The sequence below is a fragment of the Streptomyces sp. NPDC088730 genome, assembly GCF_044751215.1.
In the GTDB taxonomy this organism is placed as follows: domain Bacteria; phylum Actinomycetota; class Actinomycetes; order Streptomycetales; family Streptomycetaceae; genus Streptomyces.
In genome coordinates this window covers 1-23,732 of record NZ_JBIVLK010000015.1, presented here as the reverse complement: position 1 = coordinate 23,732, position 23,732 = coordinate 1, and the positions used below count along the sequence as shown (strand labels likewise).

At 70.8% G+C, this 23,732-nt stretch carries 20 protein-coding genes; 13 read left to right on the top strand and 7 right to left on the bottom strand.

What is annotated here, in order from left to right; genetic code table 11:
• The first annotated feature begins 35 nt into the window (after positions 1–35).
• Entirely contained in the window at positions 36–1,085 is a 1,050-nt protein-coding gene (locus ACIP89_RS31285; RefSeq protein WP_401930714.1) for an LLM class F420-dependent oxidoreductase, read from the top strand.
• A 245-nt stretch (positions 1,086–1,330) separates the two neighbouring features.
• The gene (locus ACIP89_RS31280) at positions 1,331–2,119 is read left to right on the top strand and encodes a ferritin-like domain-containing protein (protein WP_402117843.1); all 789 of its coding nucleotides are present in this window, start codon (positions 1,331–1,333) and stop codon (positions 2,117–2,119) included.
• Between the two features lie 13 nt (positions 2,120–2,132).
• On the opposite strand, the gene corA is transcribed toward ACIP89_RS31280, so the two are convergent.
• Positions 2,133–3,128, bottom strand: a complete 996-nt coding sequence (gene corA / locus ACIP89_RS31275; protein WP_401930808.1) for a magnesium/cobalt transporter CorA — start codon at positions 3,126–3,128, stop codon at positions 2,133–2,135.
• 60 nt (positions 3,129–3,188) lie between these two features.
• On the opposite strand from corA, the gene ACIP89_RS31270 reads away from it, so the two are divergent.
• From ACIP89_RS31270 to ACIP89_RS31250, 5 genes are all read left to right on the top strand, one after another.
• Entirely contained in the window at positions 3,189–3,899 is a 711-nt protein-coding gene (locus tag ACIP89_RS31270) for a histidine phosphatase family protein (RefSeq protein WP_402117842.1), read from the top strand.
• 107 nt (positions 3,900–4,006) lie between these two features.
• Positions 4,007–4,597, top strand: a complete 591-nt coding sequence (locus tag ACIP89_RS31265; protein ID WP_123528141.1) for a DUF3090 domain-containing protein — start codon at positions 4,007–4,009, stop codon at positions 4,595–4,597.
• Positions 4,561–5,400, top strand: coding sequence for an SCO1664 family protein (locus ACIP89_RS31260; RefSeq protein WP_402117841.1), 840 nt, complete (start codon positions 4,561–4,563; stop codon positions 5,398–5,400). The genes ACIP89_RS31265 and ACIP89_RS31260 overlap by 37 nt, the downstream gene beginning before the upstream one ends.
• Positions 5,401–5,578: 178 nt before the next feature.
• On the top strand, positions 5,579–6,808 hold the full coding sequence (gene mshC / locus ACIP89_RS31255) for a cysteine--1-D-myo-inosityl 2-amino-2-deoxy-alpha-D-glucopyranoside ligase (RefSeq protein ID WP_402117839.1): 1,230 nt from the start codon (positions 5,579–5,581) through the stop codon (positions 6,806–6,808).
• 109 nt (positions 6,809–6,917) lie between these two features.
• Positions 6,918–9,962, top strand: a complete 3,045-nt coding sequence (locus ACIP89_RS31250; protein ID WP_402117838.1) for an NPCBM/NEW2 domain-containing protein — start codon at positions 6,918–6,920, stop codon at positions 9,960–9,962.
• Positions 9,963–10,037: 75 nt separating this feature from the next.
• Here the strand turns inward: ACIP89_RS31250 and ACIP89_RS31245 are convergent, their stop codons facing one another.
• Positions 10,038–11,150: a PAC2 family protein gene (locus ACIP89_RS31245; RefSeq protein WP_402117837.1), complete on the bottom strand. Its 1,113-nt coding sequence runs from the start codon at positions 11,148–11,150 to the stop codon at positions 10,038–10,040.
• Positions 11,151–11,407: 257 nt separating this feature from the next.
• Here ACIP89_RS31245 and ACIP89_RS31240 point away from each other — a divergent pair, with 257 nt between their 5' ends.
• From ACIP89_RS31240 to ACIP89_RS31220, 5 genes are all read left to right on the top strand, one after another.
• On the top strand, positions 11,408–12,745 hold the full coding sequence (locus ACIP89_RS31240) for an L-fuconate dehydratase (protein ID WP_402117835.1): 1,338 nt from the start codon (positions 11,408–11,410) through the stop codon (positions 12,743–12,745).
• On the top strand, positions 12,742–13,521 hold the full coding sequence (locus ACIP89_RS31235) for an SDR family NAD(P)-dependent oxidoreductase (RefSeq protein WP_401930735.1): 780 nt from the start codon (positions 12,742–12,744) through the stop codon (positions 13,519–13,521). Before ACIP89_RS31240 ends, ACIP89_RS31235 begins: the two co-directional genes overlap by 4 nt.
• Positions 13,522–13,636: 115 nt before the next feature.
• Positions 13,637–14,677, top strand: coding sequence for a sugar ABC transporter substrate-binding protein (locus tag ACIP89_RS31230; protein WP_390092743.1), 1,041 nt, complete (start codon positions 13,637–13,639; stop codon positions 14,675–14,677).
• A gap of 2 nt (positions 14,678–14,679) precedes the next feature.
• Positions 14,680–16,200, top strand: coding sequence for a sugar ABC transporter ATP-binding protein (locus ACIP89_RS31225; RefSeq protein ID WP_401930739.1), 1,521 nt, complete (start codon positions 14,680–14,682; stop codon positions 16,198–16,200).
• Positions 16,197–17,249: an ABC transporter permease gene (locus ACIP89_RS31220; RefSeq protein WP_401930742.1), complete on the top strand. Its 1,053-nt coding sequence runs from the start codon at positions 16,197–16,199 to the stop codon at positions 17,247–17,249. The genes ACIP89_RS31225 and ACIP89_RS31220 overlap by 4 nt, the downstream gene beginning before the upstream one ends.
• Positions 17,250–17,348: 99 nt before the next feature.
• On the opposite strand, the gene ACIP89_RS31215 is transcribed toward ACIP89_RS31220, so the two are convergent.
• From ACIP89_RS31215 to ACIP89_RS31195, 5 genes are all read right to left on the bottom strand, one after another.
• Positions 17,349–18,020 (bottom strand): FadR/GntR family transcriptional regulator, encoded by a 672-nt coding sequence (locus ACIP89_RS31215; protein ID WP_207315104.1) that lies wholly within the window; start codon positions 18,018–18,020, stop codon positions 17,349–17,351.
• 205 nt (positions 18,021–18,225) lie between these two features.
• Complete coding sequence (locus ACIP89_RS31210; protein ID WP_402117834.1) at positions 18,226–19,839, bottom strand: FAD-dependent oxidoreductase; 1,614 nt, start codon at positions 19,837–19,839, stop codon at positions 18,226–18,228.
• A 5-nt stretch (positions 19,840–19,844) separates the two neighbouring features.
• Complete coding sequence (glpK, locus tag ACIP89_RS31205) at positions 19,845–21,386, bottom strand: glycerol kinase GlpK (protein WP_401930775.1); 1,542 nt, start codon at positions 21,384–21,386, stop codon at positions 19,845–19,847.
• Positions 21,387–21,442: 56 nt separating this feature from the next.
• On the bottom strand, positions 21,443–22,234 hold the full coding sequence (locus tag ACIP89_RS31200) for an MIP/aquaporin family protein (RefSeq protein WP_402117832.1): 792 nt from the start codon (positions 22,232–22,234) through the stop codon (positions 21,443–21,445).
• Between the two features lie 237 nt (positions 22,235–22,471).
• Positions 22,472–23,236 carry an IclR family transcriptional regulator gene (locus ACIP89_RS31195; protein WP_401930780.1) on the bottom strand — a complete coding sequence of 255 codons (765 nt, stop codon included), beginning with the start codon at positions 23,234–23,236 and terminating at the stop codon, positions 22,472–22,474.
• A 239-nt stretch (positions 23,237–23,475) separates the two neighbouring features.
• Here ACIP89_RS31195 and ACIP89_RS31190 point away from each other — a divergent pair.
• Positions 23,476–23,732, top strand: a 257-nt coding sequence (locus tag ACIP89_RS31190) for a homocysteine S-methyltransferase family protein (RefSeq protein WP_402117830.1), incomplete at its 3' end; no start/stop codon positions are given.

Genomic DNA, 23,732 nt, shown 5'->3' with positions numbered 1-23,732 from the left:
CACAGGGACGTTACTGATCAGTAAGAGGAGCGGTTATGCGGCTCGGCATCAATCTCGGCTACTGGGGCGCGGGCATGGACGGGGACAACCTCGCCGTCGCGCAGGAGGCCGACCGGCTCGGCTACGACGTCTGCTGGGCGGCCGAGGCCTACGGCTCCGACGCCCCGACCGTGCTGAGCTGGGTGGCCGCGCAGACCGAGTCCATCGACATCGGCTCCGCGATCATGCAGATCCCGGCCCGTCAGCCCGCCATGACGGCGATGACGGCCGCCACCCTCGACTCGCTCTCCGGCGGCCGCTTCCGGCTCGGTCTCGGGGTGTCGGGGCCGCAGGTCTCCGAGGGCTGGTACGGCGTCAAGTTCGACAAGCCGCTGGCCCGCACCCGCGAGTACGTCGAGATCGTCCGCAAGGCGATGACCCGCGAGCGGCTGTCGTACGAGGGACAGCACTGGACGCTCCCGCTGCCGGACGGGCCGGGCAAGCCGATCAAGCTGACCATCCACCCGGAGCGCGAGCACATTCCGGTGTACATCGCCGCGATCGGTCCGAAGAACCTGGAGCAGACCGGTGAGATCGCCGACGGGGCGCTGCTGATCTTCCCCTCCGCGGACCACCTGGAGGACACCGCGGTCAGGCACCTGCGGGCCGGCCGGGAGAAGGCCGGCAAGACCATGGAGGGCTTCGACGTCTGTCCGACCCTGCCGCTCGCGGTCGGCGACGACGTCAAGGGCCTCGCCGACATGTTCCGGCCGTACACCGCGCTGTACGTCGGCGGCATGGGCAGCCCCAAGCAGAACTTCTACAACCAGCTCGCCCAGCGCATGGGGTACGAGAAGGAAGCCGCCGAGATCCAGGAGAAGTACCTGTCCGGCGACAAGAGCGGTGCCGCCACCGCCGTTCCGCACCAGCTGATCGACCAGACCACGCTGCTCGGCCCGGTGGAGCGGATCTCCGACCGGATGCAGGCCTACGCGGCCGCGGGCGTCACCACCCTGACCCTGGCCCCGGCCGGTTTCACGCTCGACGAGCGGATCGCCGCGCTGCGCGCCGGTACGGACGCCCTGGAGCGCTCCGGGCTCGCGTAGCGGCCCCGTCCGGGCAGCACTACGGCCGTGGTGGGGGCTCGGGGGCCTCCCCGCCACGGCCGTCACGCGGAACAACGCGGCCGGGACGGTTGGGTTACGGGGCCTGTGCGGAAACGGTTCGCCGGGGTCGCTGTCGGGCCCGCGCGGGGCGCACGTTCGGCCCAGTACGGGGCCCTTCGTGTTGCCCGCCGGGGCCGGGAGCATTTGACTGTCGCTCGGCGGATGCCGGCACGGAGGTGGCAGTGATGCTCTCGGCAAAGAACCTGTTCCAGGAGATCCTCGACGACGACGAGTCGTTCCGGCTGTTCTGCTCCATCGCCGCCGGCGGAGAGTCTCAGGGAGGCTGGGAGAACGGCCGCATCGCGGCCCTCGTCCCCGTGAGCCAGCGCGCCCTGGCCCCCAAGATCGCCCGGCACGGGGCCGACGAGGACAAGCACGGCCGGATCTTCGACGCCCTCCTGAGGAAGCGCGGTCTGACCCCCGTCGAGGTCCCCCGCGAGACCGACTACACGATGCTGCTGGAGCGGTACGGCATCGGCCTCCCCCATGAGCAGCTGGGGCGCGAGGAGCCGCTCGCCGAGCGCGACATCATCACCTACCTCGCCCACAGCCGGGTGACCGAACAGCGCGCCTCCGAGCAGATGCGGCTGCTGCGGAAGTACTTCGCGGACCATCCGGAGCTGGGCCGCGCGGTCAGGATGATCTCGGACGACGAGGACAACCACCTGGCGTACTGCCACGAGGAACTGCTGCGCCTCGCCCGGTCCGGACACGGCCGCACGATCCAGAGCGTCCTGCGCGAGTGCGCGCTCGGGGAGATCCGGGTCTACCGCGACGTCAGCCTCGCCGTGATGGACCACATGGGCCGCATCCTGGGCTGGCCGAGGGCCAAGGCCGCGCTCCTGGCCGCCGGAATCCACGCCGTCTACGCGTACGAGCGCCTCGTGGGCTGGCGGCGGATGGTCAGTCTGGCGCCGCCGGAGCGGCGGGACGCGCTGGGCGGTCCGGCCGTCCCGGCGCCCGAGTACGGCTGAGCGGAGAGACCGGTCAGAGCCAGCCGCGCCGCTTGAACTGGCGGTACAGGCCGAGGACCGCGCCCGCCATCAGCAGGATCACCGCCGGATACGCCCACACCCACTTCAGCTCCGGCATGTGCTCGAAGTTCATGCCGTAGATCCCCGCGACCATGGTCGGCACCGCCGCCATCGCCGCCCAGGCCGAGATCTTGCGCATGTCGTCGTTCTGCCGCACCCCCATCTGCGCGAGATGCGCGGACAGGATGTCGGAGAGCAGCCGGTCGAGGCCCTCCACCTGCTCGTTGGCGCGCGTCAGGTGGTCCTGGACGTCCCGGAAGAAGGGCTGCGACTGTTCATAGACGAAGGGCACCCCAGCGCTCGCCAGCCGGGCCATCGGAGCGCCCAGCGGAACGGTCGCCCTGCGGAACTCCAGCACCTGGCGCTTGAAGGTGTAGATGCGGGCCGCGGTGTTCTTCGAGTCGCCGTTCGCGGTCGGGGCGAAGACCTCGGTCTCCAGCTCCTCCAGGTCGACCTGGAGCTCGCCCGCGACATCGATGTAGTGGTCCACGATCGCGTCGCTGATCGCGTACAGCACCGCGGTCGGACCGTGCTTGAGCACATCGGTCTCGGCCTCCAGCCGACGGCGTACGGCGGCGAGCGGAGCACCCTCGCCGTGCCTGACCGTCACGACGAACGAGTCGCCTATGAAGACCATCAGCTCGTCCGCGGAGACCGTGTCGCTCTCGTGGTCGTACACGACCGGCTTTATGACCGCGAACAGCGAGTCGTCGTACACCTCCAGCTTCGGCCGCTGGTGCGCGGCCAGCGCGTCCTCCACCGCTAGCGGGTGCAGCCCGAACTCGCTGCTGACCAGCGCGAACTCCTTCTCGGTGGGCTCGTGCAGACCGATCCACAGGAACGCGTCGCCGCTGGCCCGCGCCTCGTCGAGGGCGTCGGAGAAGTCGGCGGGGCCGTCGGTGCGGTGCCCGTCCCGGTAGATGGCGCAGTCCACAATCACGGCGCGTATTGTGCCCTGCTCCGGGTCCCGGGCGCACCTTTGCCGGGGCGTCGGCCTACCCTGGCCGGTATGCCCACCCTGATCCTCGTACGCCACGGACGTTCCACCGCCAACACGGCCGGGGTGCTCGCGGGCCGGACCCCCGGCGTCGCGCTCGACGAGCGCGGCACCGAGCAGGCCGCCGCGCTCCCCGGCAGGCTGGCCTCGCTGCCGCTCGTCGCGGCCGTCAGCAGTCCCCTCCAGCGCTGCCGCGAGACCCTGCGCCCCCTGCTCGACGCGCGGCCGGAACTGCCGCTGCACACCGAGGAGCGCATCAGCGAGTGCGACTACGGTGACTGGGCCGGCCGCAAGCTCGCCGAGCTCACCGACGAGCCGCTGATGACGGTCGTGCAGCAGCACCCGTCGGCGGCGGCCTTCCCCGGCGGCGAGTCCATGCGGGCGATGCAGGCACGCGCCGTCGACGCGGTCCGGGAGTGGAACGCGAGGATCGAGGCGGAGCACGGCGAGAGCGCCGTCTACCTGATGTGCTCGCACGGGGACATCATCAAGTCCCTTGTGGCCGACGCGCTCGGCATGCACCTGGACCTCTTCCAGCGGGTGCACGCCGACCCGTGCTCGGTCACCGCGATCCGTTACACCAGGCTGCGGCCCTTCCTGCTGAGGCTGGGCGACACCGGCGATCTCGCCCCGCTGGCGCCGCGCGAACCGTCTCCCGACGAGACGAAGGCGGCCGGTACGGGCGCCGATGCCGCGGTCGGGGGCGGCGCTGGGGCGCCGTGATCGCTCCGCGCAGTAGGGTGGACGCGCCGTAGGCGCCGTACCGGGAGGACTCTCTCCCGGGCCCCGGCCGACCCCTCATCCGCGTCAAATCACAAGGGAGACAGGACGTGTCCCGTCAGGTGTTCCTCTACGACCCCCCGGACCGTTTCGTGGCCGGTACGGTCGGGCTGCCTGGACGTCGTACGTTCTTCCTGCAGGCATCCTCAGGCGGACGTGTCACCAGCGTTGCCCTGGAGAAGACCCAAGTCGCCGCACTCGCAGAGCGGGTGGACGAACTGCTCGACGAAGTGGTCCGCCGCACCGGGGGCAATTCCCCGGTGCCGGCCGTGGCCCCGATGGACGTCACCGACACCGCTCCGCTCGACGTCCCCGTCGAGGAGGAGTTCCGGGTCGGCACGATGGCACTCGCCTGGGACGGCGAGGAACAGCGCATGATCGTCGAGGCGCAGGCCCTGGTCGAGCTGGACGCGGAATCCGTCGAGGATCTCGCGGAGGCCGAGGAGCGGCTGCTCCAGGACGAGGAGAACGGCCCGCCGATGCTCCGGGTCCGGCTCAGCGGAGCCCAGGCCCGCGCCTTCGCCAAACGGGCCCTGGATGTCGTGAACGCCGGCCGCCCGCCGTGCCCGCTGTGCAGCCTCCCGCTCGATCCGGAAGGACACGTATGCCCGCGCCAGAACGGATACCGCCGCGGGGCCTGACCGACGCCGGGCGGCTGGCCCTGCTCGGCAAGGGCGAGCTCACCGTCCTCGGACAGGTCCGCGGAGCATCCAACGCGGTGCTGTACTGCTCGGTCGCGTACGAGGGCGAAGAGGCGCACTGCGTGTACAAGCCGGTCGCGGGTGAGCAGCCCCTGTGGGACTTCCCCGACGGCACGCTCGCCCAGCGCGAGGTGGCCGCCTACGAGGTCTCGGAGGCGACCGGGTGGGGCCTGGTGCCGCCGACCGTGCTGCGGGACGGTCCGTACGGCCAGGGCATGTGCCAGCTGTGGATCGAGGCGGCTCCGCAGGGCGAGGACGATCCGGGACTGCTCGCGCTCGTCGAGGACGAGGAGCCGGGCGAGGGCTGGAAGGCCGTGGCCCTCGCCGAGGTGGCGGAGGGGAAGACCGCGCTGCTGGTGCACGCGGACGACCCCCGGCTGCGGCGGCTCGCCGTGCTCGACGCGGTGATCAACAACGGCGACCGCAAGGGCGGCCACCTGCTGCCCGCGCCCGACGGCCGGCTGTACGGCATCGACCACGGTGTGACCTTCAACGCAGAGGACAAGCTGCGCACCCTGCTCTGGGGCTGGGCGGGCGAGCCGCTGCCCGCAGAGGCGGTCGAGGTGCTGGACCGGCTGGCCGGGGAGCTGGAGCCGGGGGCGGCCCTGGTCACCCGGCTGGAGGAACTGATCACCGCGGCCGAGATCGAGGCGCTGCGGGCCCGGGTGGCGGGGCTGCGGTCCACCGGGCTCCACCGGGAGCCGAGCGGGGGCTGGCCGGCCATTCCGTGGCCGCCGGTGTAGGCGGGGCCCGGCGGGCGGCGCCCCGGCCCGGCCGCCCGGACCGCGCCCGCCCGGGTCCGGTTCCGGTGTCCGCGTCCGGGGCGCGAGCACTTTCCGGAGCCGGGCGCAAGAGCGCCTCTTCGGACAGGATCGGCCCTCCGGTTCGTATCCGGAAGCCGCGTCCGGTTACGCTCGTCGCATGCATGCCTGGCCCGCTTCTGAGGTCCCCGCCCTTCCTGGCAAGGGCCGCGACCTTCGGATCCACGACACCGCGACCGGCGGACGGATCACCCTTGACCCCGGTCCCGTCGCCCGCATCTATGTCTGCGGCATCACGCCGTACGACGCGACCCACATGGGTCATGCGGCGACCTACAACGCGTTCGACCTCGTCCAGCGCGTGTGGCTCGACACCAAGCGGCAGGTTCACTATGTCCAGAACGTGACGGACGTGGACGACCCGCTGCTGGAGCGGGCCGTGCGCGACGGTCAGGACTGGACCGAGCTCGCCGAGCGCGAGACGGCCCTGTTCCGTGAGGACATGACCGCCCTGCGCATGCTCCCGCCGCAGCACTACATCGGAGCCGTCGAGGCGATACCCGGCATCGTGCCGCTCGTCGAACGTCTCCGGGACGCGGGCGCCGCCTACGACCTCGACGGCGACGTGTACTTCTCCGTCGACACCGACCCGCACTTCGGACAGGTCTCCAACCTGGACGCGAAGGCGATGCGGCTGCTCTCCGCCGAGCGCGGCGGGGACCCGGAGCGCCCCGGCAAGAAGAACCCCCTCGACCCGATGCTCTGGATGGCCGCCCGCGAGGGCGAGCCGAGCTGGGACGGCGCCTCGCTCGGCGCCGGCCGGCCCGGCTGGCACATCGAGTGCGTCGCCATCGCCCTGGACCACCTCGGCATGGGCTTCGACGTCCAGGGCGGCGGCTCCGACCTCGCCTTCCCGCACCACGAGATGGGCGCCTCGCACGCCCAGGTGCTGACCGGCGAGCATCCGTTCGCCCAGGCGTACGTGCACGCCGGAATGGTCGGCCTGGACGGCGAGAAGATGTCCAAGTCCAAGGGGAACCTGGTCTTCGTCTCGGCGCTCCGCCGCGACGGCGTGGACCCGGCGGCGATCCGCCTGGCCCTGCTCTCGCACCACTACCGCTCCGACTGGGAGTGGACCGACCAGGTTCTCGCCGACGCGGTGGAGCGGCTCGCCCGCTGGCGCGCCGCCGTCTCGCGCCCCGACGGGCTCGCGGCCGACGCGCTGGTCGAGGAGGTCCGCGAGGCCCTCGCGGACGATCTGGACACCCCGGCCGCCCTGGCCGCCGTGGACCGCTGGGCCGAGCGGCAGAGCGCCGCGGGCGGCCAGGACGAGGGGGCGCCGGGACTCGTCTCGCGCACCGTCGACGCGCTCCTCGGTGTCGCGCTGTAACTGCCCGCCGCGTTACGTCCGTTCACCGGCCCCGAACTTCTTGATGAAGTTCGGGGCCGGTTCCGTTTTGTCCATGGTCAAATGCTTGGTGCTGCGCTAAAAGCGCTCTATGCAATCATCAACGCGCATCAGAGCGGCAGTAGTTGCAGCGCTGCTGGGACTGTTCGCCGTCGTCTCGGGACCGGGTGGTGCCCAGGCGGATTCGGCCGCCCCCACCGAGTCGACGGTCGGCGATCTCACCGGCTTCTCGGCCGACGGATCCGTCTACCACCTGCGGGCGGGCACCGCACAGGCCCGGGTCAGCTTCGTGTCCGACGAGACCTTCCGGATCGAACTCGCCCCGGACGGCACGTTCACCGACCCGGCGGGCGACGCCATCGTGCTGCCCCAGGGAACCCCGCCCCGCACCCACTGGAAGGAGCGGAGCGACCGTTACGACCTCTCCACCGGCGATGTCACGCTGCGTGCCTACAAGTCGCCCCTGCGGTTCGCCCTGTACCGGGCCGACGGCACCCGGGTGTGGTCGGAGGCGAAGGGGCTCAGCTGGGACGGCGAGAAGACCACCCAGACCCTCGCGCGCGGCGGCGACGAGCAGTTCTACGGCGCCGGAATGCAGAACGGCCGCGGCAACACCTCGCACCGGGGCAAGACCGTCGAGGTCGGCGTCGACTACAACTGGGACGACGGCGGGCACCCCAACTCGGTGCCTTTCTACCTCTCCTCGGCAGGCTACGGCGTGTTCCGCAACACCTTCGCGCCGAACACCTACGCCTTCAACGAGCCGGTGACCACCAGCGCCGAGGAACAGCGCTTCGACGCCTACTACTTCGCGGGCGACGCCAAGGACGTCATAGGCCAGTACACCGAGCTCACCGGCAAGCCGTTCCTGCCGCCGGTGTACGGCATGGAGATCGGCGACTCCGACTGCTACCTGCACAACGCCAACCGCGGCGAGCGCCGCACCAAGGACTCGCTGAAGGTCGCGGACGGCTACGTCGAGAACGACATGCCGAACGGCTGGATGCTCGTCAACGACGGCTACGGCTGCGGCTACGAGGACCTCGCGGAGACCGCCAAGGGCCTCCAGGACCGCGACATGCAGCTCGGACTGTGGACGGAGGACGGCATCGACAAGCTCGGTGACCAGGTCAAGGCGGGCCAGCGCGTCGCCAAGCTGGACGTGGCCTGGGTCGGCGACGGCTACAAGTTCGCCCTGGACGGCTGCAAGGACGCCTACAAGGGAATCGAGGACAACAGCGACGCCCGGGGCTTCACCTACGCCCCCGAGAGCTGGTCGGGCGCCCAGCGCTGCGGAGTCCAGTGGTCCGGCGACCAGTCCGGCACCTGGGACTACATCCGCTGGCAGATCCCGACCTACGCGGGCGCCACGATGTCCGGCCTCGCCTACACCACGGGCGACGTCGACGGCATCTTCGGCGGCAGCGCCAAGACGTACACCCGTGACCTCCAGTGGAAGATGTTCCTGGGGACCACGATGACCATGGACGGCTGGGCGGCCAGCGACAAGCAGCCCTTCCGCTACGGGGAGCCGTACACCTCCATCAACCGCGACTACCTGAAGCTCAAGGAGTCGCTGCTGCCCTACCAGTACTCCTACGCGCACGAGGCGACGAAGACCGGCGTCGGCATGGTCCGCCCGCTGGTGCTGGAGTACCCGGACGACCCGAAGGCCGCGACGGACGCGGCGAAGTACGAGTTCATGTCCGGCGAGGACTTCCTCGTCGCCCCGGTCTACCAGGACAGCACCGAGCGCGACGGCATCTACCTGCCGAAGGGCACCTGGACCGACTACTGGACCGGGCGGACCTACCAGGGCCCGACGACCGTCGACGACTACAGTGCCCCGCTCGACACCCTGCCGCTGTTCGTCAGGGGCGGCGCCGGCGTGCCGATGTGGCCGGGCATCCGCTCGTACAAGGACCGCACGGCCGGCTCCCCGCTCGCCTGGGACATCTACCCGCAGGGCACCTCCTCGTTCACGCTCTACGAGGACGACGGCGTGACCCGCGAGCACCGCGACGGCGCGTACGCCACCCAGACCGCCGAAGTCCGCGCACCGGCCAGGGGCGCGGGTGACATCACCGTGGACATCGGCGCGAGCAAGGGGAAGTTCACCGGCAAGCAGAGCAGCCGCCCGTACGAGTTCAGCGTGCACACCGGCTCTGAGCCGAGCGCGGTGAAGCTCACCGGCAAGCTGCCCCGGCTCGGCTCTGCCGCCGCGTACGACAGGGCGAAGCAGGGCTGGTGGTACGACCGCGACGACCGGGGCGGCGTGGTGAAGATCAAGACCGCTCCGCTGTCCACGGGCAAGAAGTTCTCCGTGAAGCTGGAGAACGCCAGCGCGGTCGGCGGACGGAACCCGGGTGCCACGGCCGCCGTCTCCGCCCCCCGGGGCCAGGAGACCGGGGCGGGCGCCCCGGCCACCGTCGCCGTCGATGTCACCGCGGGCCGGAGCGACATCACGGACGCGGCCGTCTCGCTCGACGTCCCCCAGGGCTGGAAGGCCACCCCGGCAGCCGCCGTGCGCCGCATCCCGGCGGGCACCACCCGGCGGGTCGAGGTGTCGGTGACCCCGTCGAAGGACGCGACCGTGGGCGAGGCGCGGATCACCGCGCTGGCCCGCTACCGCTCGGCGGGCGAATCCCGTACGGCGGCCCAGCGGATCGCCGTCTCCGTGATGCCGCCGCCGCCCGCCGGTGAGGCCTGGGCGAGCGATCTGGAGTGGCTGAGCTCGGTCAACGGCTACGGTCCGGCGGAACGCGACCGCAGCAACGGCGAGTCGGGCGCGGAGGACGGCAAGCCCCTCACGCTGGCCGGGAAGACGTACGAGAAGGGGATCGGCACCCACGCCGACTCCGACATCGAGTTCTACACCGGCGGACAGTGCTCGAAGTTCACCGCGGACGCCGGGATCGATGACGAGATCGACGGATACGGCGAGGTGGCGTTCTCCGTCGAGGCCGACGGCAAGGTGCTCTGGACCTCGCCGAAGGTGACCGGCGCGTCGGCGGCCGTACCGGTCGACGTACCGCTGGACGGCGCGCGCCATGTGCGGCTGAAGGTCACGGACACCAACGGGTCCAAGACCGGCGACCACGCCGACTGGGGTGCCGCGCGCTTCACCTGCTCCTGAGTCGCAGCGGCGGCGTCAGCGGCGAAAGCCGGGAGCCGGGCGGGTGTCCACCCGCCCGGCTCCCGGCTGTCCGGATCAGTCCTCCGACGAATCCTCCGATGAATCGCCCGGCGCGTCGTCCCCCGGAGCGTCCCTGGGGGTGTCCTTCGGCGCCTCGCCCGGCTTCGGACCCGAACCGGAGCCCGGACCCGTGCCGCGTGCGGGACCGCCGGCGGACCCGCTCACCGGACCCGGACCGGTATCCGGCCGGGGCGGCTTCGGCGGCCTGGTCCGGCCGCTCGACGTATCGCGCAGGTACGAGCTGTCGCCGCTCTCCGTCGCGTGTCCACCGGGTCCGCCGGCCGGACCCGGGTCCCGGCGCCGCAGATAGCGCTCGAACTCCCGGGCGATGGCCTCACCGCTGGCCTCGGGAAGCTCCGCGGTGTCGCGGGCCTCCTCCAGCGTCTGCACGTACTCCGCGACCTCGCTGTCCTCCGCGGCCAGCTGGTCCACCCCGAGCTGCCAGGCACGTGCGTCCTCGGCCAGTTCGCCCAGCGGGATGCGCAGCCCGATCAGGTCCTCCAGCCGGTTCAGCAGGGCCAGGGTGGCCTTCGGGTTGGGCGGCTGCGACACGTAGTGCGGCACCGCCGCCCACAGGCTCACCGCGGGCACGCCCGCGTGGGTGCACGCCTCCTGGAGGATGCCGACGATGCCGGTCGGCCCCTCGTACCTGGTCTCCTCCAGGTCCATGGTCCGTGCCAGGTCCGGATCGGAGGTCACACCGCTGACCGGCACCGGACGGGTGTGCGGGGTGTCGCCGAGCAGCGCCCCGAGCACCACCACCATCTCGACGCCCAGTTCGTGGGCGAAGCCCAGGATCTCGTTGCAGAACGAGCGCCAGCGCATCGACGGCTCGATGCCCCGGACCAGGACGAGATCGCGGGGCTTGTCCCCGCCGACGCGGACCACGGAGAGCCGGGTCGTCGGCCAGGTGATCTTGCGTGCCCCGCCTTCCAGGAAGACGGTCGGGCGGTTGACCTGGAAGTCGTAGTAGTCCTCGGCGTCCAGCGCCGCGAACACCTCTCCCTTCCACTCCCGGTCCAGGTGCGCGACCGCCGTGGAAGCCGCGTCACCCGCGTCGTTCCACCCCTCGAACGCGGCCACCATGACCGGGTCGACCAGCTCGGGAACCCCGTCGAGCTCGATCACCCAGGCCTCCTTCCGAAGTTCCCTTGCGTACGGAACAACCTTACGGCGTCCGGCCGCTCTCGCCGCAGCCCCCGCGCACGGCCGGGCGAACCCGGGCCACGGGGGTGCATCACCGGTCGAATCAGGGCATCGAGCCCGTCATACATCCGAGCTGTGTGGGGGCAATTTCGGCTCAACCCTGGACGTTGGCCCCTTCGGGACGCTATACATCGGATGACCAGAGCAGAGGTCCGATGTTATTACCCCTGGGGGCGCACATGAGTCAGACCGTCACGGACTTCGAGGTTCACGACATCCGTTTTCCGACCTCGGAGCAACTGGACGGCTCGGACGCCATGAACCCCGATCCCGACTACTCGGCCGCCTATGTCGTACTGCGCACCGACGCCGCGGACCATGACGGCGGCGGTATCGAGGGGCATGGCTTCTGTTTCACCATCGGGCGCGGCAACGAGGTGATGGCGGCCGCCATCCAGGCGTTGCGGCCCTATGTCGTGGGCCGTCCCGTACCCCGCACCGCGGCCGACCTGGGCGCGCTGTACCGGGACCTCACCCATGACTCCCAACTGCGCTGGCTGGGGCCCGAGAAGGGCGTGATGCACATGGCGGCCGGCGCGGTCGTCAACGCGGCCTGGGACCTGGCGGCGAAGCGGGCGGACAGACCCGTCTGGCAGTTCCTGGCCGAGATGACGCCAGAGGAGCTCGTCTCCCTCGTCGACTTCCGCTACCTCAGCGATGCCCTCACCCCCGAGGAGGCGCTCGCGATCCTGCGCGCCGCCGAACCGGGCCGGGCCGAGCGGGCCGAGCGGCTGCGCGCCGAGGGATACCCCGCCTACACCACCTCGCCCGGCTGGCTCGGCTACTCCGACGACAAGCTGGTCGGACTGGCGAAGGAGGCCGTCGCGGACGGCTTCACCCAGATCAAGCTGAAGGTCGGCGGCGATCTCGCCGACGATGTCCGCAGGCTCGGGCTCGCCCGGCAGGCGGTCGGCGCCGATGTGCGGATCGCGGTCGACGCCAACCAGCGCTGGGACGTCGCGGACGCGGTCGATTGGATGAACGCGCTCGCACCGTACGACCCGCACTGGATCGAGGAGCCGACCAGCCCCGACGACATCCTCGGCCACGCCGCCGTGCGGGCCGGACAGCCGGTCAAGGTCGCCACCGGTGAACACGTCGCCAACCGGGTCGTGTTCAAGCAGCTGCTCCAGGCCGGCGCGGTCGACTTCGTCCAGATCGACGCCGCACGGGTCGCGGGCGTCAACGAGAACCTGGCGATCCTGCTGCTCGCCGCCAAGTACGGCGTACCGGTCTGCCCGCACGCGGGCGGCGTCGGCCTGTGCGAGCTGGTGCAGCACCTCTCGATGTTCGACTATGTGGCGGTCTCCGGGACTTGGGAGGACCGGGTGATCGAGTACGTCGACCATCTGCACGAACACTTCGCGGACCCCACCGTGATCGAATCGGGCCGCTACCGGGCCCCGGCCTCCCCGGGCTTCTCCGCCCGGATGCTTCCCGAGTCGATCGCCGCACACCGTTATCCGGAGGGCCCCGTATGGCAGGCCCGCCGCACCACTGAGGAGGACAGCCGATGACCGGCACACGCGACTTCGAGGGGATGAACGCTCTGGTGACGGGCGGCGCCTCCGGCATCGGGGCCGCCGTCGCGACCATGCTCCTGGAGCGGGGCGCCCGGGTGGCCGTCCTCGACCGGGAGACCGCCGGCGCCCCGGCGGGCACCCTCGCCGTCAAGGCGGACGTCACCGACGACGCGGCCGTGCGCGAGGCGGTCGACCGGGCGGCGGCCGAACTGGGCTCCCTGCACACGCTCGTCTCGAACGCGGGCATCGGGTCCATCGGCTCCGTCGAGGACAACGACGACGACGAGTGGACCCGGGTCCTGGACATCAACGTCCTCGGCATGGTCCGCACCGCCCGGCACGCCCTGCCGCACCTGCGGCGCGCCGCCGCCGAGCGCCCCGGCGCCGTCTCGATCACCCAGACCTGTTCGATCGCCGCGACCGCCGGGCTGCCGCAGCGCGCCCTGTACAGCGCGAGCAAGGGCGCGGTCCTCTCGCTGACCCTGGCGATGGCCGCCGACCACGTCCGCGAGGGCGTCCGCGTCAACTGCGTCAACCCCGGCACCGCGGACACCCCGTGGATCGGGCGGCTGCTCGGCCAGGCCGGCGACCCGGCCGCCGAACGCGCGGCCCTCAACGCCCGGCAGCCGCTGGGCCGGCTGGTCTCCGCCGACGAAGTGGCCGCCGCGATCGTGTACCTCGCCAGCCCGGCCGCCGCCTCCGTGACGGGCACCGCGCTGGCCGTCGACGGCGGAATGCAGGGCCTGCGCCTGCGCCCCGCCGGGAGCTGACCGCAGGACGGGCGGCCCGAGCCGGACCACCGGGGCCGCCCGCCCCGTACCACCCGCACCCCAGCACATGCCAAGAGATCTACGAGCCGGTACTCCACAAAGGAACGGGACACCAATGAGAGTGCGTACGACGAGTGCGGCAGCCTGCGCCGTACTGCTGGCCGTCACTGCCCTCGCGGGCTGCAACCGAGAATCGTCGGACGACGGGGCGGGTGGCGGGAAGGTCGGCATCGACCTGCCGCGCAGCGACAGCGACTTCTGGAACTCCTACCAGAACTACATCCAGAAGGGGGTCAAGGGCGGCGAGGTCAAGGCGCTGCCGCTGACCAACTCGCAGAACGACATCGGCAAGCTGGTCGCCAACGTCCAGACCTTCGCCGACCAGGGCGCCAAGGCCGTGGTGATGGCCCCGCAGGACACCGGCGCGATAGCCGAGTCGCTGAACACGCTGAACGAGAAGAAGATCCCGGTCATCAGCGTCGACACCCGCCCGGACAAGGGCGACATCTACATGGTGGTGCGCGCCGACAACAAGGCGTACGGGACGAACGCCTGCAAGTACCTCGGCGAGCAGCTGAAGGGCAAGGGCAAGGTCGTCGAGTTCCAGGGCGACCTGTCCTCGATCAACGGCCGCGACCGCTCCGAGGCCTTCAAGTCCTGCATGGACAAGGACTTCCCGGGCATCAAGGTGTTCGAGCTGGCCACCGACTGGAAGGGCGACGTCGCCTCCGCGAAGCTCCAGTCGACGCTGGCCGCGCACCCCGACATCAACGGCATCTACATGCAGGCCGGCGGTGTCTTCCTGCAGCCGACCCTCGCGCTCCTGGAGCAGAAGAAGCTGCTGAAGCCGGCCGGTTCGCCGGGCCACATCACCATCATCTCCAACGACGGCATCCCGGAGGAGTTCGACGCGATCAAGGCCGGGAAGATCGACGCGACGATCTCCCAGCCCGCCGACCTGTACGCGAAGTACGCGCTGTACTACGCCAAGGCGGCGCTGGACGGGAAGACCTTCAAGGAGGGCCCGACCGACCACGACTCCACCATCATCAAGATCCCGAACGGCTTCGAGGACCAGCTGCCCGCCCCGCTGGTGACCAAGGACAACGTCGACGACCCGAAGCTGTGGGCCAACCAGCTGGAGAAGAAGAAGTAGTCATGGACCAGGCACCACCACCTGCCGTACAGGCGGAAGGCGTCGTCAAACGCTTCGGACCGACCGTCGCGCTCGACGGGGTGAAGCTCACCGTGCAGCCGGGCGAGTCGCACGCGCTCGTCGGCCGCAACGGCGCGGGCAAGTCGACCCTGGTCAGCGTGTTGACCGGACTCCACAAGGCGGACGCGGGCACGGTCACCTTCGGCGGGGAGCCCGCGCCCGCCTTCGGGGACACCACGGCCTGGCAGTCGAAGGTCGCCTGCGTCTACCAGAAGTCCATGGTCGTCCCCGACCTGACCGTCGCGGAGAACCTCTTCCTCAACCGGTTCGACGACAACGCCCGCTGGATCAGCTGGGGGCGGCTGCGCAAGCGCGCGGAGCGGCTCCTGGCCGACTACGGCGTCCAGGTCGACCCGGACACCCGGGCCCGCGATCTCGCCGTCGAGCAGCGGCAGTTCGTCGAGATCGCCCGCGCGCTGTCCTTCGGCGCGCGGCTGATCATCCTCGACGAGCCGACCGCCCAGCTCGACGCCCGCGGTATCGGGCGGCTCTTCGACAAGCTCCGGGAACTGCAGAGCCAGGGAGTGGCGTTCCTCTTCATCTCCCACCACCTCCAGGAGGTGTACGAGCTCTGCACCGCGGTCACCGTCTACCGCGACGCCCGGCACGTACTGACCGCCCCGGTGGCGGACGTGGTGAAGACGGAGCTGGTGGCGGCGATGACGGGCGAGAAGTCCGGCGGCGCCGTCGCCTGGCACGCGGCCGGCACCACCACACCGCCCGACGCCGCCGCGGAGCCCGTCCTGAGCGTCGAGGGGCTCACCCTGGAGGACCGGTTCGAACCGCTGGACCTCCAGGTGCGCCCCGGCGAGGTGCTCGGCCTGGCCGGCTCCGCGGCCAGCGGCAACACCGCGCTGGGCGAGGTGCTGGCGGGAATGCGCAAACAGGGCGGCGGCACGGTCCGGGTGCACGGCGAGACCGTGCGCCCGGGGAGCGTGCCGCACGCGCTGGCCGCCGGGATCGGCTACATCCCGGAGGACCGGCACGACCAGGGACTGGTCCTGCAGCGCAGCGTCGCGGAGAACGCCACCCTCACGGTCGCCGACCAGCTCGGACCGTGGGGGACCGTACTGCCCTCCCGTACGCGGGAGTTCGCCCGGGGCATGATCGACTCACTGGACATCAAGACCCAGGGCCCCGAGCAGCCCGTCGCCGGGCTCTCCGGCGGCAACCAGCAGAAGGTGGTCGTTGCCCGCGCGCTGGCCCGCAGGCCCAGCGTGCTGGTGGCGGTCCGGCCCACCGCGGGCGTGGACGTCAAGTCCAAGGACTCGCTCCTCGGGGTCGTCCGGCGGGTGGCCGACGAGGGCAACGCCGCGGTCGTCGTCTCCGACGAGCTGGATGATCTGCGGGTCTGCGACCGGGTGCTGGCCCTGTTCCACGGGCGAGTGGTCGCCACGTTCGCAAGCGGGTGGACCGACGGGGAACTCGTCGCCGCCATGGAAGGTGTGGGGGAAAGGGAATGACCGGCACGATACGGCCGTCCACGGCCGACGACATCGAGGCGGGACCGAAGGGCGGACTCCGGGACGGCAGCCCGCTGAGCCGGCTCAAGCTGATCCGGTGGAGCGACTTCTCGCTGGTACCGGTGATCCTGGTGCTGATGGTGATCGGCTTCATCGTGTCGCCGGTCTTCCTCACCTCGGACAACCTGATCAGCGTCGTCCAGCAGTCCTCCGAACTCAGTCTGCTGGTCCTGGGCCAGGCCCTGATCCTGATCTGCGGGCGGATGGACCTGTCGCTGGAGTCGACGATCGGCATCGCGCCCGTCGTCGCCATGTGGCTGGTGCTGCCCGGCGACGACGGCCGCTTCGCCGGCCTGGGAATCCTCCCCACCTGGATGGCGATTCCGCTCTGCCTGCTGGTGGGTCTCGTCATCGGCGCGATCAACGGCTTCCTGATGCTGAAACTGCGGGTCAACGGCTTCATCGCCACGCTCGGCATGCTGACCATGCTGCGCGGACTCCACATCGGCATCACCGAGGGCAAGTCCATCACCGACGTCCCGGAGTCCTTCCGCTACCTCGGCAAGACCTCATGGCTCGGTGCGCCGGCCGCGGTCTGGATCTGCCTGTTCCTCTTCGCGGTCGGCGGCGCGGCCCTGGCCTGGCTGCGCCACGGACGCTCGCTGTACGCGATCGGCGGCAACCCGGAAGCGGCGCGCGCCGCCGGTATCCGGGTCGACCGGGTCACCTGGATCGTGCTCGCCATCGGCGGCCTGCTGGCGGCCTTCGCGGGCATCCTCTACACCGGCCACTACGGCGCGGTCGCCGCGACGCAGGGCAACGGCTGGATCTTCCAGGTGTTCGCGGCGGCGGTGATCGGCGGTATCAGCCTCAAGGGCGGCCGAGGCACCCTGTTCGGTGCGCTGACCGGTGTCCTGACGCTCCAGCTGGTGGTCAACGTGATGACCCTCGGCGGCGTCCCGGCCCTCTGGAACCAGTTCCTCAACGGCGCGATCATCATCGTCGCCCTGGTCATCTCCCGCTTCGCGAGCGGTGAGAAGCAGGACTGAGCGTCGCACGTCCAGAGAACGCCGGCGGGGCTGATCTTTCCAGCCCCGCCGGCGTTCGAGTACCCGGGTCCGGGGCGGCGCCCCGGACCCGCGCCCCGGCTAAAGCGTCGACCGCAGCCACTGCTCCACGCTCGCCACATGCACCGTCGCCCACGCCCGCGCGGCCTCCGCGTCGCGGTCCCGCAGTGCCGAGACGATCGCCCGGTGCTCGTGCAGCGTGCGGCTCACCGCGTCCTCCTGGGTCAGACCGCGCCAGACCCGGGCCCGAGTCGTCGGGCCCGAGAGCCCGTCGAGCAGTGAGCAGAGCACCGAGTTGCCGGACGACTGCACGATGCCCCGGTGGAACTCCAGATCGCAGGCCACCAGCTCCTCGACCGAGGGGCGGCTGCCCAGGGCGTCCAGCTGGGAGCTCAGCAGGTCCAGTTGCTCCTCGGTGATCCGGCTCGCCGCCATCGCGGTCGCGGCCGGCTCCAGGATCCGGCGGACCGCCAGGAACTCCAGCACCGTGTCGTCGCGGTGGAAGTCCACCACGAAGCTCAGCGCCTCCAGCAGCAGCTGCGGATCCAGACTGGTGACGTAGGTGCCGTCGCCCTGGCGCACGTCGAGAATGCGGATGAGCGACAGGGCGCGCACCGCCTCCCGCAGTGAGTTGCGGGACAGGCCGAGCTCCGCGGCGAGTTCGCTCTCCTTGGGGAGACGATCGCCGGGCCGTAGCGCACCCGAGACGATCATTCCCTTGATCTTCTCGATGGCCTCGTCAGTGACAGCCATGGGCGACCTCCAGACATCCGATGTATCGCTCCATTATGCGTCCCCGACGGCGGCCCACCGGCCCTTCGGGACAACCGGTGCGACGCCCGGCCCCGAGGCGCGGGGATTAGCCCGGTTTCGTCCGCATGAGCCTCGTGCGCGTGAGCTTCGTGCGCATGCGGGAGGGGGCGGCGTCCACGGATGGACGCCGCCCCCTCCCGGCCGGTCAGCTCCTGCGGTCGCCGAGCACGGACTCGACGCCGGCCCGGATCTCGTCCGTGGCCAGACCCCTGATGGTCAGCGTCGTCCGGCGCCGCAGCACGTCGTCCGCCGTCTCGGCCCACTCGTGGTCGCGTGCGTAGGCGACCTGCGCCCAGATCTCCGGCGCGTCCGGGTGGATGCGCTCGGCGAGCACCGGGTCCTCGTCGGCCAGCCGGGCGATGTCGAAGGACAGCGAACCGTAGTGCGTGGCCAGGTGCCGTGCCGTGTCGGCGGACATCCGCGGACCCGGCACGCCGCCGTCGGCCAGCAGCCGGTGCGCGACCGCGTTGGGGTTGGCGATCCCCGGCAGCGGCAGCTTCTTCGGCAGCCGGGCCATCGGCTCCATGTCCTCGGCCAACGGGTGGCCGGGGAGCGCGGCCAGCTTGTTCATCACCGTCCGGCCGATGTGACGGAACGTCGTCCACTTGCCGCCCGCGACCGACAGCATCCCGCCGCGGCCCTCCGTCACGACGGTCTCGCGCTTGGCCTTGGCCGTGCCGCCGGGACCGCCCGGCAGCACCCGCAGACCCGCGAAGGAGTACGTGATCAGATCCCGCGACAGCTGCTGGTCCCGGACCGAGAACGCCGCCTCGTCCAGGATCTGCGCGGTGTCCTTCTCGGTCACCGCGACATCCGCCGGATCGCCCTCGTACTCCTCGTCCGTCGTACCGAGCAGCAGCATGTCCTCCCACGGCAGGGCGAACGTGATGCGGTACTTGTCGATCGGGGTGGCGAGCGCGGCCTTCCACGGCCGGGTCCGCTTGAGCACCAGGTGCGCGCCCTTGGACAGGCGTATGGAAGGCGCCGCGTCCGGGTTCTCCATCCTGCGCAGGTGGTCGACCCACGGCCCGGTGGCGTTCAGCACCAGACGGGCGTTGATCCCGAACTCCGTACCGTCCACGGCGTCCCGCAGATCGGCACCGGTCACCCGGCCCCTGGTGAAGCGGAGGCCGGTCACGGCGGCGTGGTTGAGCACGGCGGCGCCCGCCTCCACGGCCGCGCGGACCGTCATCAGCGCCATCCGCGCGTCGTTCATCTGGTCGTCGCCGTAGACCGCGACGGCCTTCAGGTTGTCGGTCCGCAGCTCCGGGACGTCGCGCCGCGCCTTCGCCGGGCTGATCACGTGGCCGACGCCGTCACCGAAGGCGGAGAGCGCCGAGTACGCGAACACGCCCGCGCCGAGCTTGGCGGCGCCGTGCGGCCCGCCCTTGTAGACGGGCAGGTAGAAGGTGAGCGGGTTGGCGAGGTGCGGGGCCACCTGACGGGACACCGCACGCCGCTCGAAGTGGTTCTCCGCGACCAGCTTCACCGCGCCGGTCTGCAGGTAGCGCAGACCGCCGTGGAGCAGCTTGGAGGAGGCGGAGGAGGTGGCGCCGGCGAAGTCGCCGGCGTCCACCAGAGCCACCCGCAGTCCGGACTGCGCGGCGTGCCAGGCGGTGGAGATGCCCAGGATGCCGCCGCCGATCACCAGGAGGTCGTACGTCGCCTTGGAAAGCTGCTCCCGGGTCTCGGCGCGGCTCAGAAGGGAGCCGGAGGCCGGATGCGTCCCGAGGGCGGGGACGCTCTGCAGGGTGGTCATGTTCTCTACTCCTCGTCTTCGAGCCAGTCCATGGTCCGCTGTACGGCCTTGAGCCAGCTCTTGTACTCGCGGTCGCGGGTGTCCGCGTCCATGCGGGGGGTCCACTCGGCGGCCCGGCGCCAGTTGGCGCGCAGCGCGTCGGTGTCCGGCCAGAAGCCGACGGCGAGGCCGGCGGCGTAGGCGGCGCCGAGGCAGGTGGTCTCGGCGACCATGGGCCGCACCACGGGTGCGTCCAGGAAGTCGGCGAGGGTCTGCATCAGCAGGTTGTTGGAGGTCATGCCGCCGTCGACCTTCAGCGCGGTCAGCTCGACGCCGGAGTCCTTGGTCATGGCGTCGCTGATCTCGCGGGTCTGCCAGGCGGTGGCCTCCAGTACGGCACGGGCGATGTGCGCCTTGGTGACGTAGCGGGTGAGACCGGCGATGACACCGCGGGCGTCGGGGCGCCAGTACGGGGCGAACAGTCCGGAGAAGGCGGGCACGAAGTACGCGCCGCCGTTGTCCTCGACCGACAGGGCCAGGGTCTCGATCTCGGCCGCGGACTGGATCAGGCCCATCTGGTCGCGCATCCACTGCACCAGCGAACCGGTGACGGCGATCGACCCCTCCAGGGCGTAGACCGGCTTCTGGTCGCCGATCTGGTAGCCGACCGTGGTCAGCAGCCCGTTGTAGGAGTTGACGGGCGTCTCGCCGGTGTTCATCAGCATGAAGGTGCCGGTGCCGTACGTGGACTTGGCCTCGCCCTTGGCGTAACACGTCTGGCCGAACAGCGCGGCCTGCTGGTCACCGAGCGCGGAGGCGACCGGCACGCCGTCGAGCACCCCGCCCTTGGTGTGGCCGTAGACCTCGGCCGAGGACCGGATCTCGGGCAGCACCGCGGCCGGGATGCCGATGGACGAGAGGATCTTGTCGTCCCACTCCATGCGGTGCAGGTTCATCAGGAGGGTGCGCGAGGCGTTGGTGACGTCGGTGACGTGCACACCGCCCTCGGTGCCGCCGGTCAGGTTCCAGATGACCCAGGAGTCCATGGTGCCGAAGAGGATGTCGCCGCGCTCGGCCCGCTCGCGCAGCCCCTCGACGTTGTCGAGCAGCCAGCGGACCTTGGGCCCGGCGAAGTACGAGGCGAGCGGCAGTCCCGTCTCGCGGCGGAAGCGGTCCTGGCCCACGTTGCGGCCGAGCTCCCTGCAGAGCGCGTCGGTGCGGGTGTCCTGCCAGACGAGGGCGTTGTGGACGGGCTCACCGGTGTTCTTGTCCCAGAGCAGGGTGGTCTCGCGCTGGTTGGTGATGCCGATGGCCTTCACGTCCGCGGCGGTGATGCCGGCCTTGACGATGGCACCGGCCACGACCTCTTGGACGTTCTCCCAGATCTCGGTCGCGTCGTGCTCGACCCAGCCCGGCCTCGGCAGGATCTGCTCGTGCTCCTTCTGGTCGACCGAGACGATCCGGCCGTCCTTGTCGAAGACGATGCAGCGGCTGGACGTGGTGCCCTGGTCGATGGCCGCGATGAACGGCCCGGTTCCGTGGGTGCCGGTGGTAGGTGCGTCGGTCACGGTGTGCTCCCGGAGGTCTGTGGGGGTCTTGGGGTTACGGCTCTGGGCCCGGTGTCTCACGCGAAGGCGAGGTTGTAGAGCCCGCCCGCGAGCGCGCCGCCGACGAGGGGGCCGACGACCGGGATCCATGCGTAGCCCCAGTCGGAACCGCCCTTGTTCGGCAGCGGAAGCAGCGCGTGCACGATACGCGGACCGAGGTCGCGAACCGGGTTGATCGCGTAACCCGTCGGCCCGCCGAGCGAGAGGCCGATGGCGACGACGACCAGAGCGGTGATCAGTGCGCCGAGCGCGCCGAGGCCGTTGCCGTTGTCATTGAGGCCCTGGGTCAGGATCGCCAGGACCAGAACGACCGTTCCGATGATCTCGGTGACGACGTTCTGCACCGCGTTGCGGATCTCGGGACCGGTCGAGAACACGCCGAGAACCGGTCCGGCCTTGGGGGCCGAAGCCTGGTCGACCATGCCCTCGTCACCCAGATGCGCCTTCAGGACCGCCGGATCCGTCAGATGCGCCCGGAACTGGCCGTAGTACGTCAGCCAGACCAGCACCGCACCGATCATCGCGCCGAGGAGCTGGGACGCCAGGTAGAGCGGTACGTCGCTCCACTTGGTGCCTCCCTCGATCGCCAGACCGATGGTGACCGCCGGGTTGAGGTGGGCACCGGAGACGCCGCCCGCGATATACGCGCCGGTCAGGACCGCGAAACCCCAGCCGAACGTGATCGCCAGCCAGCCGGCGTTCTGTGCCTTCGAGTGCTTGAGGGTGACGGCGGCACAGACGCCGGCGCCGAGCAGAATGAGTACGGCGGTACCGATGGTCTCGCCGATGAAGATGTCGGAGCTGGACACCCGCGACTCCTTTGTCCTTCGTCCAGGAAGCCGAACCCCGGGTCCCTCCGGTGGTCCGCGCCCTCATGTGAGGGCGTTGCCGGCCCTGAGCACTGTCACACCCTAACGCTTGTTTCCGTTAGACGTTCGACAATGCCGACCGATGCACGGCAGTGTTCCCCCAGGTGAAGGGGGCGTCAAGGGGTCTGTGGCCTACAACTCGATCGGTGACCCGTATCCGATGATCGCGTACGCGGCTCAGAAGCGCCTGGCGCCCAGATCCCGGGAGACCGCACGGGCGCAGTCGCGCACCGCCGCGATCAGGTCGGGCCGCAGGTCGCCGTCAGCGCAGACCCGCTCCACCGCACCGGTCACGGCCACCGCGCCGACCGGCATCCGGCGCCGGTCGTGGATCGGGGCGGCCACCGAGGCCACGCCCTCCCACGTCTCCTCCATGTCGGCCGCCCAGCCGCGCGCCCGGATCAGGTCGAGCATCGACTCGAACTCCTCCGGATCGGTGACGGTGCGGGGCGTGAACGACTGCCGCTCGGACTCCATGGCCTCCGTGTGGGCGACGGGGTCGTAGGCGCACAGCACCTTCCCCAGGGCCGTGGAGTGCAGCGGCTGCATGGCCCCGACCTCCAGGACCTGCCGGCTGTCGTCGGGGCGGAAGACGTGGTGGACGACGAGGACGCCCTGCTGGTGCAGTACGCCCAGATGGGCGCTCTCGCCGCTGGACCGGGCCAGGTCGTCCGTCCAGACCAGGGCGCGGGCCCGCAGCTCGTGGACGTCCAGATAGCTGTTGCCGAGCCGCAGCAGCTCGGCGCCGAGCTGGTAGCGGCCGGAGGTGTCGTCCTGCTCGACGAAGCCCTCGTGCTGGAGCGTGCGCAGGATGCCGTGGGCGGTGCCCTTGGCCAGGCCCAGCGAGGAGGCGATGTCGGAGAGTCCCAGTCGCCGCTCGCCGCCCGCCAGCAGCCGCAGCATCGCGGCCGCCCGCTCCAGCGACTGGATGTTCTTGGCCATCGCGCCGTACTCCTCCACTGTGGTTCGACAATGCTGAACACTATCGGTCGATGCCGACCGGTGCTCGATCGCAGGAGAAGTCTGCGGCACCCCGCCGGTCCGGACAGCCCCCGGAACAGCATGCAGTCCGATTCGTGGGACAGAGTGACGGCTCAGGACGCCGCCCGGCTAGGCTGGCCAGGTGCGCCTTCCGCCGAAGCCGCAAAGCCGACAGCCGTCGCATCCCAGGGAGTACATCCATGGCCCCGTCGCCGACCCCTTCCGCCGACAGCAGGACCCGATCCGCAGCACTCCGTGAGGCGCTCGCCACCCGGGTGGTGGTGGCCGACGGTGCCATGGGCACCATGCTCCAGGCCCAGGACCCGACGCTTGAGGACTTCGAGAACCTTGAGGGCTGCAATGAGATCCTGAACCTCACCCGGCCGGACATCGTGCGCTCCGTGCACGAGGAGTACTTCGCGGTCGGCGTGGACTGCGTGGAGACGAACACCTTCGG

Bases quoted from the DNA above. Each gene is read 5' to 3' on its own strand.
- ACIP89_RS31285 (WP_401930714.1), top strand. From the start codon at position 36: ATGCGGCTCGGCATCAATCTCGGCTACTGGGGCGCGGGCATGGACGGG.
- ACIP89_RS31280 (WP_402117843.1), top strand. From the start codon at position 1,331: ATGCTCTCGGCAAAGAACCTGTTCCAGGAGATCCTCGACGACGACGAG.
- ACIP89_RS31270 (WP_402117842.1), top strand. From the start codon at position 3,189: ATGCCCACCCTGATCCTCGTACGCCACGGACGTTCCACCGCCAACACG.
- ACIP89_RS31260 (WP_402117841.1), top strand. From the start codon at position 4,561: ATGCCCGCGCCAGAACGGATACCGCCGCGGGGCCTGACCGACGCCGGG.
- mshC (WP_402117839.1), top strand. From the start codon at position 5,579: ATGCATGCCTGGCCCGCTTCTGAGGTCCCCGCCCTTCCTGGCAAGGGC.
- ACIP89_RS31250 (WP_402117838.1), top strand. From the start codon at position 6,918: ATGCAATCATCAACGCGCATCAGAGCGGCAGTAGTTGCAGCGCTGCTG.
- ACIP89_RS31240 (WP_402117835.1), top strand. From the start codon at position 11,408: ATGAGTCAGACCGTCACGGACTTCGAGGTTCACGACATCCGTTTTCCG.
- ACIP89_RS31235 (WP_401930735.1), top strand. From the start codon at position 12,742: ATGACCGGCACACGCGACTTCGAGGGGATGAACGCTCTGGTGACGGGC.
- ACIP89_RS31230 (WP_390092743.1), top strand. From the start codon at position 13,637: ATGAGAGTGCGTACGACGAGTGCGGCAGCCTGCGCCGTACTGCTGGCC.
- ACIP89_RS31225 (WP_401930739.1), top strand. From the start codon at position 14,680: ATGGACCAGGCACCACCACCTGCCGTACAGGCGGAAGGCGTCGTCAAA.
- ACIP89_RS31220 (WP_401930742.1), top strand. From the start codon at position 16,197: ATGACCGGCACGATACGGCCGTCCACGGCCGACGACATCGAGGCGGGA.
- ACIP89_RS31215 (WP_207315104.1), bottom strand. From the start codon at position 18,020: ATGGCTGTCACTGACGAGGCCATCGAGAAGATCAAGGGAATGATCGTC.
- ACIP89_RS31210 (WP_402117834.1), bottom strand. From the start codon at position 19,839: ATGACCACCCTGCAGAGCGTCCCCGCCCTCGGGACGCATCCGGCCTCC.
- ACIP89_RS31195 (WP_401930780.1), bottom strand. From the start codon at position 23,236: ATGGCCAAGAACATCCAGTCGCTGGAGCGGGCGGCCGCGATGCTGCGG.